This window comes from Streptomyces sp. RK9 (assembly GCF_045070545.1).
Taxonomy (GTDB): domain Bacteria; phylum Actinomycetota; class Actinomycetes; order Streptomycetales; family Streptomycetaceae; genus Streptomyces; species Streptomyces alboflavus.
Map to the genome: position 1 here is coordinate 1286298 of NZ_CP173703.1, position 10864 is coordinate 1297161.

The following is a 10864-nucleotide window of genomic DNA, read 5'->3' on the forward strand; positions in this document are numbered from 1 at the left end:
TCAGGTGGGTTCGCCGGAGCGTACTGCCGTCTCTTCGGTACGCGCAGCGGGTGCGGCGGGCCGTCCCGGAACCGGGACCGGGCCCGCGGCCGGGAGGTCGCCCGCCTCGGTGCGCAGGTCCCGGCCGCGGGTCTCGCGGGCGAGCGCGACGGTCACCGTCGTCACCACGGCGGCCAGGGACAGATAGAGGGCGACAGGCGTGGCGGAGTCGTACTCCTTGAGGAGTTCCACGGCGATGATCGGGGCGAGCGCGCCCGCGACGATCGAGGCGAGCTGGGAGCCCATGGAGGCGCCGGAGTAGCGGACCTTGGTGTCGAACATCTCGGAGATGAACGCGGCCTGCGGCCCGTACATGGCGCCGTGGAACAGCAGCCCCACCGTCACCGCGGCGGTGATCACCGTGAACGACTCCGAGTCGACGAGGCCGAAGAACGCGAACGCCCACAGCGCCATGCCCACCGACCCGATGAGCGTCACCGGGCGCCGCCCGATCCGGTCCGAGAGCGCGCCCCAGGCGGGGATGGTGACGAAGTGCACGGCGGAGCCGATCAGGACGGCGTTCAGGGCGGTGCTCTTGGGCAGGTCGAGGTGTTTGGTGACGTAGACGAGCACGAAGGAGGTGAGGACGTAGTACGAGATGTTCTCGCCGAAGCGGGTGCCGATCGCGGTGAGGACCTCCCGCCAGTTCCTGCGGAACACCTCCACGACGGGCGGCTCGTCCTTGGCCCCGTGCGCGGCGGCCGCCTCGGCCCTGGCCTGCGCCTCCAGGAAGACCGGCGACTCGGAGACCGACAGGCGGATCCACAGGCCGACCATCACCAGGACGCCGGACAGCAGGAACGGCACCCGCCAGCCCCAGGACTGGAAGGTGGACTCGGACTGCACGGCGGCGAGCAGCGCGAGCACACCGGTGGCCAGGAGGTTGCCGCCGGGCGCGCCCGACTGCGGCCAGGACGCCCAGAAGCCGCGGTGCTTGTCGCCGCCGTGCTCGGAGACGATCAGGACGGCGCCGCCCCACTCCCCGCCGAGCGCGAAGCCCTGCACGAGGCGAAGCACGGTCAGGAGGATGGGCGCGCCGACACCGATCGCGTCGTACGTGGGCAGCAGGCCCATGGCGAACGTCGCGCCGCCCATCAGGAGCAGGCTGAGCACGAGCAGTTTCTTGCGGCCGACCTTGTCGCCGAAGTGCCCGAAGACGACGCCGCCGAGGGGACGGGCGAGGAAGCCGATGGCGTAGGTGATGAAGGCGATGAGGGTGCCGGTGAGCGGGTCGGCGGTGGGGAAGAAGATCTCGTTGAAGACGAGGGCGGCGGCGGAGCCGTAGAGGAAGAAGTCGTACCACTCGATGGTGGTGCCGACGAGGCTGGCACCGACGATCTTGCCGATGCTGCTGCGGGGACGGGCCATGGGGATCACCGGGTTTCACTCGCGGGTGGCGCAGGCATGAGCGGGGGCGTGCGGGGGTGTCACGGGGAGGCGGGGTGTGCGGTCAGGTGGCGGTCCAGCCGCCGTCCATCGACAGGGACGCCCCGGTGACGAAGCCGCTGTGGGGGCCGCACAGCCACAGGACGGCCGCGGCGACCTCCTCGGGTTCGATGAGGCGCTTCGTCGGTGAGCGGGCGAGCAGCACGTCGGCGACGACGGCCTCGTCGCTGATGCGGTGGGCGGCGGCCTGGTCGTGGATCTGGCCCTGCACGAGCGGGGTGCGTACGTAGCCGGGGCTGACGCAGTTGCTGGTCACGCCGTGCGGGGCGCCCTCGACGGCGGTGACCTTGCTCAGGCCCTCCAGGGCGTGCTTGGCGGCGACGTAGGCGCTCTTGTAGGCGCTGGCGCGGTGGCCGTGGACGCTGGAGATGTTGACGACGCGGCCCCAGCCGCGGGCGTACATGTGCGGCAGGCTCTGCCGCAGGAGCAGGAACGGGGCGGTGACCATCACCTGCTGGATCAGCGCGAAGCGCGCGGGCGGGAACGCGGTGAGGGGCGCGATGTGCTGGAGTCCGGCGCTGTTCACGAGGATGTCCACGTCGGTCGGCAGCGCGGCGACGGCGTCCGCGTCGGCGAGGTCGGTGGTGTGCGCGTGGCCGCCGACGGTGTCCGCGACGGCCTTGGCGGCGGCCGCGTCGATGTCGACGACGTGGAGCTCGGCGCCCGCCGCCGCGAGGGCCGCGGCGCAGGCGCGGCCGATGCCGCTGCCGCCGCCGGTGACGAGGGCGACGCGGCCGGTGAGGCCGACGGCGCCCGGGGCGGCGGGAGTCGGGGGCTCGGGCGTGGGGTGAGGTCCGCTGGTCATGGCCGGAAACATAGGCACGGCGCGGGGCGACGCCCATGTGGCCCGGCACCACACTCCGGCGCGGCCCCATGGCGGCGCCCGCCATGGGCGGCGCGTGTCTGCCGGTGGTGGTGCCGCGCCGGACGCTTGCGTTCAACCCGGGTTGAGGAGCGAGGGTGGCGTACCACCGGCCGCCGGACCCGGGCGGCGTACGCGGAGGTGGAACGTGAGCGAACCCATGCCCCGGCCCCTGACCCTGTCCGAGACCGCACGCGCGCTGCGGTCCGGCACCGTGACCAGCGTCGGCCTCACCGAGGCGGCCATCGCGGCGGCGGCCCTGCACGACGGGGCGCTCGGGGTGTATCTGGCGCGGTTCGACGAGCGGGCGCGGGCGGCGGCCCTGCGCGCGGACGAGGAGTTGGCGCGCGGGCTCGACCGGGGGCCGCTGCACGGGATCCCGTTCGGCGTGAAGGACACGATCGCGGTCGCCGACGGGCCGACCACCGCGCAGAGCCTCGTCCACGACCGGGCCTGGTGGGCCGGGCGGGACGCCCCGGTGGTGGCGCGGCTGCGCGCGGCGGGCGCGGTGATCACCGGGAAGACGACCGCGATGGAGTTCGGCTGCGGACTCCCCGATGCGGACGAGCCGTTCCCGCTTCCGCGCAACCCGTGGCGGCCCGACCTGTGGGCCGGGGGCTCAAGTTCGGGCTCGGCGAGCGGTGTCGCGGCGGGCTTCTTCGCGGCCGCGCTCGGCGGCGACACGGGCGGAAGCATCCGGATGCCCGCCGCCTTCTGCGGCGTCAGCGGCTTGCTGCCGACGTTCGGGCGGGTGCCCGGGGACGGGTGCGTGCCGCTCGGCCACAGCCTCGACCGGGTGGGGCCGCTGGCGCGCGCGGCACGTGACTGTGCGGCGGTGCTGAGCGTGATCGCCGGGGGGTGGGGCGGCGAGGGTGGGGCGTCCGGCAGTGGGGCGGCAGGCAGGGGCGGCGATACGACGGGCAGCGACGGCGGGATGTCGGGGCGCCGTGGCGGTGCGGCGGGCTGGGGCGGCCGGGTGCCGGGGCGCGGCGGAGGTGCGGCGGGCTGGGGCGGCCGAGACGCCGGGGGCGGTCTCGAAGTCCCCTTCGCCGAGCCATCGTTCGGCGGTGATCTGGCCGGGCTGCGCGTCGGCGTCGCGCGGGCCCACCACTTCCCCGCCGGCGGCGACCCCGCGCTGCCCGGCGTGTTCAACGCGGCCGTGGCGGTGCTGACCGGCCTGGGCGCGGACGCGGTGGAGGTGCGGCTGCCGTACTGGCGGGAGCTGATCACCACGGTGTTCGTGACGGCGGCCGCCGAGGGGCTCGCCCACCACCGCGCGGAGCTGTCCCGGCGCTGGGACGACTACGGCGTGGCCGCGCGCGGGTTCCTCGCGGCGGGCGCGCTCGTGTCGGGCGCGGACTACGTCCAGGCGCAGCGCGTGCGCGCGGTGGCGCAGCGGGCCGTGGACGCCCTGTTCGCGGACGTGGACGTGATCGTGTGCCCGACCGCGTCGATCGGGGCGCCGCCGTTCGACGCCCTTGCGGACGCGGCAGGCCACCAGGACCACGCGGGCGTGTTCGGCCTGGTGCACACGCCGTACTGGAATGCGCTGGCCAACCCCGTCCTGGCGGTGCCGATGGGGGTGACGGGGACGGGCCTTCCGCTGTCGCTGCAGATCGCGGGGCCGGTGGTGGACGAGGCGACGGTCCTGTGCGTCGGGGACGCGTACCAGGAGCGCACCGACTGGCACCGGCGCGCCCCCGATCCGGCGGGGTACGCGGCGCGGGCGTCGGGCGGCCCGGTCGGCACCGCTCAGGGGGTGCGCGCATGAGCGCCGACCCGCAGGACGTCGGCGTGCGGGTGCGGAGCCTGCTGGCCGCCGCCGGACTGCCCGCGGGCGAACGGGAGATCGCGGGGCTCGTGGCGGCGTACGCCGTGCAGCGCCCGGCCGTGGACGCGCTCTTCGACGTACCGGACACGGCGGACGCGCGGCCCGTGCCGCGCCGGGAGGTCGTCGTGCCGCGCGACTAGCGGCCGCGGTCCAGGGGGACGGTCGCGCGGAAGTCGGGGCAGCGCTCCAGGTCGTGGCCGTGGGCGCAGGTGAGCAGGTGGCCCAGGTAGGTTCGGGCGGCGTCGAGCCGGTCGATGTGGGCCTGGAGCGCGGCGACGCGGGCGTGCACGGTGCCGCGCCAGTCGGTGGCGGGGTCGTCGCGGCGCAGCAGGGTGCCGATCTCGTCGACGGACATGTGGCCGGTCTCCCGCCACAGCTGGATCAGCGCCACGCGGTAGACCTGCTCGGTGTCGAAGTACCGCCGCCCGGAACGCCGGTGCGGCGTCACCAGGCCGCGCCGCTCCCAGTAGTGCAGCGTGGACAGCGGCAGGCCGAAGCGGTCCGCGACGTCGCGTATCGGGGTGAGGTCGTCCATGTCCCCCATGGTCCACGGAGCACCGGGCCCGTGCGTGCGCGCGGGCCCGGTGGTGGCGGGGGGGGGCGGGCGCCCGCCCCTCACCGGCGGGGTCAGGCGGCGTTCGCGGTGTTCTGCGGGGCGACCTTGCCGAGCTTGTCGACGGCCTGGTAGTAGGTCCAGGCCAGGGCGTCGCAGGAGACCTTCTTGGCGCCGCTGTAGGTGGCGCAGACCCGCTTCAGGTCCGCGTAGAAGGCGCTGTCGACGCGGGCCTTGTTGGCGTTGAAGGTGCCCATTTCCTTGTAGTTGCGGTAGCCGAAGTCGTGCCGGGCACAGGCCGTCTGGAACGGGAAGCCGAACGGGTTGTCCGGGGAGGAGGAGCAGTAGTCCGTGGACCAGTTGAACTTGTACGCGCTCCACGCGCCCTGGTTGTTGCGGGCCGAGACGAACGAGTTGTAGCTGCCCGCGTCGGTCTGCGTCCAGCGGCTGAGCACCTGCGCCTTGTCCGCCGGGACGGCGGACGCCGGGGCGGCCGCGAGGCCGGTCCCGAGGGTGAGGGCAGCGGCGCTCACGGCCACGGCGGCGAGTCGACGACGCATAGGGATCCTCCTTGTGGGGGTCATGACACAACTCCGGGCCCGAGTGCGCGGAGCCATGGCTTTCATTGATCACCGCCGGCCTGTCGGCCTGCGGTCGTGCACGCCGCGTGGGGGTGGCGTCCCGATGACGGGTTCTTGACGGCATCTGGGCCATACACCAGGGGACTTGGCCCCAAACCACCACGCTGACGCTGTCGGGGCACACGCGTACGCGCATGCCTCAGGGCTGGGAGTGCTCCTGCCATACGACGGACACGACGCACTCCCCCTCCGGCGGGACGTCCACGTACTCGACGTGCCGCGCCACACCGGACGTTCTTGGTTCCCGGCACCGGCCCCGGGCGAGGGCACCCGAACCCGCCGCGAGCCGTGCCGGTTTGCGGGCCCGCAGCAGCGCGTCCCGGTCGGGCCCGGCCGGCACCGCGAGGCCGAGGCCCACCGGCGCCGCCGCGAGCGCGAGCACGACGAGGTCGCCGTGCGCCGCGGTGGCCACGTACAGGGGCGGCCTGCCCCGCGCGCTCGCCGTGCGCCCGTGGTCGGCGCCGCAGTGCGGGCAGGGGCCCGCGTCCACGGCGATGCCCTGCGGCGCCGCGCCCAGGCACGAGGCGAGCAGCAGCCGCAGTCCGGCGCGCTCGGCCACGTACCGCAGCCGCTCCGCCGCGTCCCCGGGCAGCCGGGCGCGTTCGCCGGCGCTCAGGGTGCCCTCGCGGGCGGGCACCACGGCCGGGTCCTGCGCGGAGAGCAGCAGCGTGCGCAGGACGACCGTGCCGACGGGCCGGGCGACCTGGGGCAGCGGGACGCCGAGGTCGAGGGCGGGCGCGGGCAGCGGCACCTTGGCGCGGCCCCAGCCCCCGTCGGGGTTGGCCGACGGCAGCGACGGCGACGGCACAGCACTCTCCTCGACCTCACTCATCGCGTGCCCCCCCGTTCGTTCCCGCCGGTTCCCGTCCGTTCCCGCTCATGCTTAAGGCCGTGCCGCGGCGATCCGCTCCACCATCGACACGAATTCACCCGTCCTGGCGTCGAATCGGGGTGAGGCCATGTAGCCCCGGGTGTCGGAGATGCTGTTGAGGCCGCCGATGTAGCCCGAGCCGGTGTCGTAGTCGTAGTCGAGCAGCCAGGGCGAACCGCTGGAGCCCGGCGTCATGTTCGGGCACTCGACCTGCCACATGTTCATCGGCGGCACCGTCGGCTCGATCAAGTCCTGGCAGAACTCCTGGTGTTCGCCGTCGTAGGGCGGCCCCGAGTAGCCCATGACCGACACCTGCTCGCCGGTGCGCGCGTCGGGCACGATCTGGTAGCCGCCCGCCGCGTCGAAGACGGTCTCGCCCTTGGCGTTGTCGTTGGTGATGACCAGGCCGTAGTCGTGCTCCCAGTCCGGCTTCGCGCCGCTGCTCCACAGTGCGGAGGTGGCGACGTTCCAGGCGGTGAACCGCCCGAACGGCTCGCTGCCGCCCTCGCGCGCCGGGATGAACACGACGTTCTTCGTCCAGTCGCCGCCCGGCCCCTCGTGGAGGCAGTGCGCGGCGGTCAGGACGAGGATCTCCGAGTCGCTGTCGACCGCGGTGGCGGTGCAGTGGTCGGGCTTGCCGTTGGCGTGCTCGAACACGAGCTTGCCGACGGCGGTGGAGTGCGTTCCGGCCGCGGCCAGGCGCGGGTCGGCGCGGTCCACGGCGGGCGCCGGGGCCTTCTTCTCGCCGGTGGCGCGGCGGACCCGCTCCGGCGTCCAGTAGTCGAGCAGGGCCCGCTCCCGCTGCGCGGCGGTGGCGCCCTCGGCGCCGGGCACGTCGACGACGGCCGCCCTGCTGACCACGCCGGGCGTGTCGTCCGCCGCCCGCGCGGGCGTGGCCGCGGCGAGCCCGGCGGCGGAGACGGCCAGGGCGAGGAGCAGGGTCCGGACGCGGCCGGGGCGGGAGCGGCCGGATCTGTCCCGTCCGCCGGACACGGGTGAGTCCTCAGACACAGTTGAGCTCCTTTCGGGGGGCGCCCTGGGTGAAGCGCTCCGCGGAGAGGGCCGAGACGTCGACGAACGGCCGTCGTCCCAGGTAGAGATCGCGGACGACCTCGCCGACCGCGGGCCCCTGGAGGAAGCCGTGGCCGGAGAAGCCGGTCGCGTACAGGAAGCGGCCGGGGCCGGGGGCCTCGCCGATCAGCGCGTTGTGGTCGGGGGTGACCTCGTAGAGCCCGGCCCAGCCCGTGACGACCTCCGCCTCGGCGAGCCGGGGCGCGCGCAGGGCCATCGCCTCGGACAGGCGGGGCAGCCAGGCGTCCGAGCGGGACAGGTCGAAGCCGGAGGGCTCGTCGGGGTCGGACATGCCGAGCAGCACGCCCCTGCCCTCGCCGTGGAAGTAGAAGCTGGTGCTGAAGTCGATGGTCATGGGCACCCGCTCGGGCCGGTCCGGCAGCGGTCCCGTCACCAGGACCTGCCGCCGGTAGGGCCGTACGGGCAGGTCGACCCCGGCCATCGCGCCGAGCGCCGCCGACCAGGCCCCGGCCGCGCAGATCACCGTGCCCGCCGTGACCGTGCCGCGTTCGGTGACCACGGTGGTGGCCCCGGAGCGTCCCGCCGCCCGCTCCATGCCGGTGACCTGACAGTTCGTCAGGAGCCGGGCGCCGTAGCGGCGGGCGCCGACCGCGTAGCCGAGGACCACCGACTCCGGCGCGCAGTAGCCGTCGTCGGGCGAGTACGCCGCGGCCAGCACGCCGTCCGTGGAGATCAGCGGGGACAGCGCGCGGGCCTCGGCCGGGTCCAGGATGCGGCTCGGCACCCCGAACTCATTCTGGACCGCCACGTTCCGCTCGAAGGCGGTCACGTCCTCGGGCCGGGAGAGCAGGAAGAGATAGCCCTCCCGGTGCAGGTCGATCTCCTGGCCGGGACGCCTGCCGAAGTCCTGGAACAGCTCCAGGCTGCGGGCGCCGAGCTGGATGTTGACCGCGTCCGAGAACTGCCCCCGGACGCCGCCCGCCGCCTTGCTGGTGGACCCCGAGCCCAGCGTGTCCCGCTCCAGGAGCAGCACGTCGCGGACCCCGGCCTCGGCCAGGTGGAAGGCGATGCTGGTGCCCATCACCCCGCCGCCGACGATCACCACGTCGGCGGCGGGCGGCAGTTCCGCCGCGGGTACGCGCACCCCCATCAGCCCGCCAGCTCGGCGGCGCCGTCGGGCAGGAACGCGGGCATGTGGCGCGGCAGTTGGCCCCAGACGCGCGGCGTGAAGAAGTGCCCGCCCGGCAGGACCGCCCGGGTGAACCCTCCCTCCGTCAGCTCCTCCCAGCCGTCGTGGGCGGGCGTCAGCTCGTCCTCGCCGACCATGAGGTGCAGGGGCGCGCGCAGCCGGGGCTCGCGCCGGAACTCATAGGCGGCGTACGCCTCCATGTCCATGCGGAGCAGGTCCACGGCCATGGCGAGCAGGTCGGGGTCGCCGATGACGGACTGCGGCAGGCCGCCGCCCTCCTTCAGGGACTCGGCCAGCTCCTCGTCGGACGCGGTGACGAGCTTGGTCGAGCGGACGCCCGTCCAGTGCTGCGGCGCGATGTGCCCGGACAGGATGACGCTCTCGGGACCCTGGGCGCCCCGCTCCTGGAGCAGGCGCGCGGTCTCGAACGCGAGCAGGGCGCCCATGCTGTGGCCGTAGAGCACGTACGGGGCGCGCACCTCGGTGGCGACGGCGTCCGCGCAGTCCGCGACGAAGCCGTCCCAGCCGCCGGTGATCTCGTCCGCGTACCGGTACTCGCGGCCCGGGTAGCACAGGGTGCGCAGCTCCACCTCGAGCGGAAGGAGCCTGGCCCAGGGCCGGAAGGCGACGGTGCCGCCACCGGCGAAGCCCATGCAGACCAGCCGGCGCGCCGCCCAGGGGCGTGGCTGCGGTCGGGCGATGCGGTTCATGCGCTTTCCTCCGCGGCGATCTCCTTCAGGACGGCGCGCAGCGCGCTGATCCCGAGGTCCAGCTCGGTCTCGGTCACCGACAGCGGCGGACGCCAGCGCAGCTCGCGCTCGCCGGAGCCGAGGAAGATCACCCCGTGGCCGCTGTACGCGCGCTGCAGCACCCGGTCGCGCAGGGCGCCGTCGGTGAGCGTGATCGCGCACATCAGACCGCGGCCGCGCGGATCGGACACCAGGTCCGGGAACTCGGCGGCGACCTCGCGGAGCTGGCCGACCAGGTGGGCGCCGGTGCGGGCCGCGTTCTCGAACAGGCCCTCCTCGCGGACGACCTGCATGATCCGGGTGGACCGGATCATGTCGACGAGGTTGCCGCCCCAGGTGGAGCTGAGCCTGCTCGACGTACGGAAGGCGTTGCCCTCCACCTCGAGCACCCTGCGGCCGCCGATGACGCCGCACACCTGCGTCTTCTTGCCGAAGGCGATGACGTCGGGGCGCAGCCCGAGCGCCTCGCTGGCCCAGCGCTCACCGGTGATCCCGAAGCCGCTCTGCACCTCGTCGGCGACGAACAGGGCGTCGTTCTCACGGCACAGCTCCGCCATCGCCTTCAGGAACTGCGGCCGCAGATGGCGGTCGCCGCCCTCGCCCTGGATGGGCTCGAAGACGAAGCAGGCGATCTCGTCGGCGTACCGGTAGAAGGCCGCCGCGGCGGCGTCGAGCGCTGCCTGCTCCTCGGCGAACAGCTCCGGCTCGTCCCAGCGGCTCATGTCGTTGACGGCCGGGCTCGGAATGCGCGGCCAGTCGAAGACGGGGAAGTCGCGGATCTTGGACGGGTCGGTGTTGGTCAGCGACATCGTGTAGCCGCTGCGGCCGTGGAAGGCGCGCTCCAGGTGCATGGCCCGCGAGCCCCGCACCGCCACCCCGCGGGCGGCGTTGTGCTGCGTCTTCCAGTCGAAGGCGACCTTCAGGGCGTTCTCGACGGCGAGCGCCCCGCCGTCGATGAAGAAGAGGTACGGCATGTCGTCGGAGCCGAGCAGGCCGATGAACTCCTCGACGAACGCGGCCTGTTCGCGGGTGCCGTAGTCGGGGTTGGCGGGCTTCATCCGGGCCGCGGCGAGGAACGCCTCGTCGAGCGTCGCGTCGCCGTGCAGGGCCGGATGGTTGTGTCCGAGCGGTGCCGATGCGTAGAACATCGACATGTCCAGGTAGCGGGAGCCGTCCCGCTCGTCCACCAGCCAGCAGCCCTGGCTGGCGCGGACGTCCAGAATGATGTCACCGAAGTCCCCGCTGACGTGGTCGCGCAGCAGGTCGATCCCGGCCTGGCTCATGGCTGTCCCCTTGTCCTGTGACGTGGCGTGTGACTGGTGCTGTGGCGTGACGTGTGACTGGCGTGGTGCTGAGTCGCGCGGTGCTGTGGCGTGCGGTGCGCGGCTGCGCGGTGCTCTGGCGTGCGGTGCGTGGTCGTTCACGGGTCGCGGGCCGGGGGCGCCGTCAGGCACGGGCCGTCTGCTGGCGCGTGCGCACGCTGCGCGGCCGGATGTCGGTCCAGACGCGGTCGATGTGCGCGACGCACTCCTCGCGGGTGCCGCTGGTGCCCTCGCGGTGCCAGCCGAGGGGCAGTTCGCGGTCGGCCTCCCAGAGGGAGTACTGCTCCTCGTCGTTGCGGACGACGTCGTAGCGGGGCGCTTCGGACATG

12 protein-coding genes are annotated in these 10864 nt (G+C 74.0%); 2 read left to right on the forward strand and 10 right to left on the reverse strand.

Annotated elements, in window-relative coordinates; translation table 11 throughout:
* Together AB6L24_RS05080 and AB6L24_RS05085 are read right to left on the reverse strand one after the other, a co-directional pair.
* The gene (locus AB6L24_RS05080; protein WP_405652549.1) at positions 1-1407 is read right to left on the reverse strand and encodes an MFS transporter; all 1407 of its coding nucleotides are present in this window, start codon (positions 1405-1407) and stop codon (positions 1-3) included.
* An 82-nt stretch (positions 1408-1489) separates the two neighbouring features.
* The gene (locus tag AB6L24_RS05085) at positions 1490-2290 is read right to left on the reverse strand and encodes a 3-hydroxybutyrate dehydrogenase (protein WP_405652551.1); all 801 of its coding nucleotides are present in this window, start codon (positions 2288-2290) and stop codon (positions 1490-1492) included.
* 205 nt (positions 2291-2495) lie between these two features.
* Here AB6L24_RS05085 and AB6L24_RS05090 point away from each other — a divergent pair, with 205 nt between their 5' ends.
* Both AB6L24_RS05090 and AB6L24_RS05095 read left to right on the forward strand, forming a co-directional pair.
* A complete protein-coding gene (locus AB6L24_RS05090; RefSeq protein WP_405652554.1) occupies positions 2496-4118 on the forward strand; it encodes an amidase in 1623 nt (540 codons plus the stop codon).
* Entirely contained in the window at positions 4115-4318 is a 204-nt protein-coding gene (locus AB6L24_RS05095) for a hypothetical protein (RefSeq protein ID WP_405652556.1), read from the forward strand. The genes AB6L24_RS05090 and AB6L24_RS05095 overlap by 4 nt, the downstream gene beginning before the upstream one ends.
* Here AB6L24_RS05095 and AB6L24_RS05100 read toward each other — a convergent pair.
* The 8 genes from AB6L24_RS05100 to AB6L24_RS05135 form a co-directional block, all read right to left on the reverse strand.
* Entirely contained in the window at positions 4315-4713 is a 399-nt protein-coding gene (locus AB6L24_RS05100) for a MerR family transcriptional regulator (RefSeq protein WP_405652558.1), read from the reverse strand. The genes AB6L24_RS05095 and AB6L24_RS05100 overlap by 4 nt on opposite strands.
* A 92-nt stretch (positions 4714-4805) precedes the next feature.
* Positions 4806-5291, reverse strand: coding sequence for a phospholipase (locus AB6L24_RS05105; RefSeq protein ID WP_405652560.1), 486 nt, complete (start codon positions 5289-5291; stop codon positions 4806-4808).
* A 220-nt stretch (positions 5292-5511) separates the two neighbouring features.
* A complete protein-coding gene (locus AB6L24_RS05110; protein ID WP_405652562.1) occupies positions 5512-6204 on the reverse strand; it encodes a hypothetical protein in 693 nt (230 codons plus the stop codon).
* A 51-nt stretch (positions 6205-6255) separates the two neighbouring features.
* On the reverse strand, positions 6256-7254 hold the full coding sequence (locus AB6L24_RS05115; RefSeq protein ID WP_405652565.1) for a trypsin-like serine peptidase: 999 nt from the start codon (positions 7252-7254) through the stop codon (positions 6256-6258).
* Complete coding sequence (locus AB6L24_RS05120; RefSeq protein WP_405652567.1) at positions 7247-8425, reverse strand: NAD(P)/FAD-dependent oxidoreductase; 1179 nt, start codon at positions 8423-8425, stop codon at positions 7247-7249. Before AB6L24_RS05120 ends, AB6L24_RS05115 begins: the two co-directional genes overlap by 8 nt.
* The gene (locus tag AB6L24_RS05125; RefSeq protein WP_405652569.1) at positions 8425-9174 is read right to left on the reverse strand and encodes a thioesterase II family protein; all 750 of its coding nucleotides are present in this window, start codon (positions 9172-9174) and stop codon (positions 8425-8427) included. Before AB6L24_RS05125 ends, AB6L24_RS05120 begins: the two co-directional genes overlap by 1 nt.
* Positions 9171-10496 (reverse strand): L-lysine 6-transaminase, encoded by a 1326-nt coding sequence (lat, locus tag AB6L24_RS05130; protein WP_405652571.1) that lies wholly within the window; start codon positions 10494-10496, stop codon positions 9171-9173. The genes AB6L24_RS05125 and lat overlap by 4 nt, the downstream gene beginning before the upstream one ends.
* A gap of 163 nt (positions 10497-10659) precedes the next feature.
* On the reverse strand, positions 10660-10863 hold the full coding sequence (locus AB6L24_RS05135) for an MbtH family protein (RefSeq protein ID WP_385713736.1): 204 nt from the start codon (positions 10861-10863) through the stop codon (positions 10660-10662).
* Position 10864: the final 1 nt, after the last annotated feature.

Coding starts and splice junctions, on each gene's coding strand:
- AB6L24_RS05080 (WP_405652549.1), bottom strand. CDS start 1,407: ATGGCCCGTCCCCGCAGCAGCATCGGCAAGATCGTCGGTGCCAGCCTC.
- AB6L24_RS05085 (WP_405652551.1), bottom strand. CDS start 2,290: ATGACCAGCGGACCTCACCCCACGCCCGAGCCCCCGACTCCCGCCGCC.
- AB6L24_RS05095 (WP_405652556.1), top strand. CDS start 4,115: ATGAGCGCCGACCCGCAGGACGTCGGCGTGCGGGTGCGGAGCCTGCTG.
- AB6L24_RS05100 (WP_405652558.1), bottom strand. CDS start 4,713: ATGGACGACCTCACCCCGATACGCGACGTCGCGGACCGCTTCGGCCTG.
- AB6L24_RS05105 (WP_405652560.1), bottom strand. CDS start 5,291: ATGCGTCGTCGACTCGCCGCCGTGGCCGTGAGCGCCGCTGCCCTCACC.
- AB6L24_RS05110 (WP_405652562.1), bottom strand. CDS start 6,204: ATGAGTGAGGTCGAGGAGAGTGCTGTGCCGTCGCCGTCGCTGCCGTCG.
- AB6L24_RS05120 (WP_405652567.1), bottom strand. CDS start 8,425: ATGGGGGTGCGCGTACCCGCGGCGGAACTGCCGCCCGCCGCCGACGTG.
- AB6L24_RS05125 (WP_405652569.1), bottom strand. CDS start 9,174: ATGAACCGCATCGCCCGACCGCAGCCACGCCCCTGGGCGGCGCGCCGG.
- lat (WP_405652571.1), bottom strand. CDS start 10,496: ATGAGCCAGGCCGGGATCGACCTGCTGCGCGACCACGTCAGCGGGGAC.
- AB6L24_RS05135 (WP_385713736.1), bottom strand. CDS start 10,863: ATGTCCGAAGCGCCCCGCTACGACGTCGTCCGCAACGACGAGGAGCAG.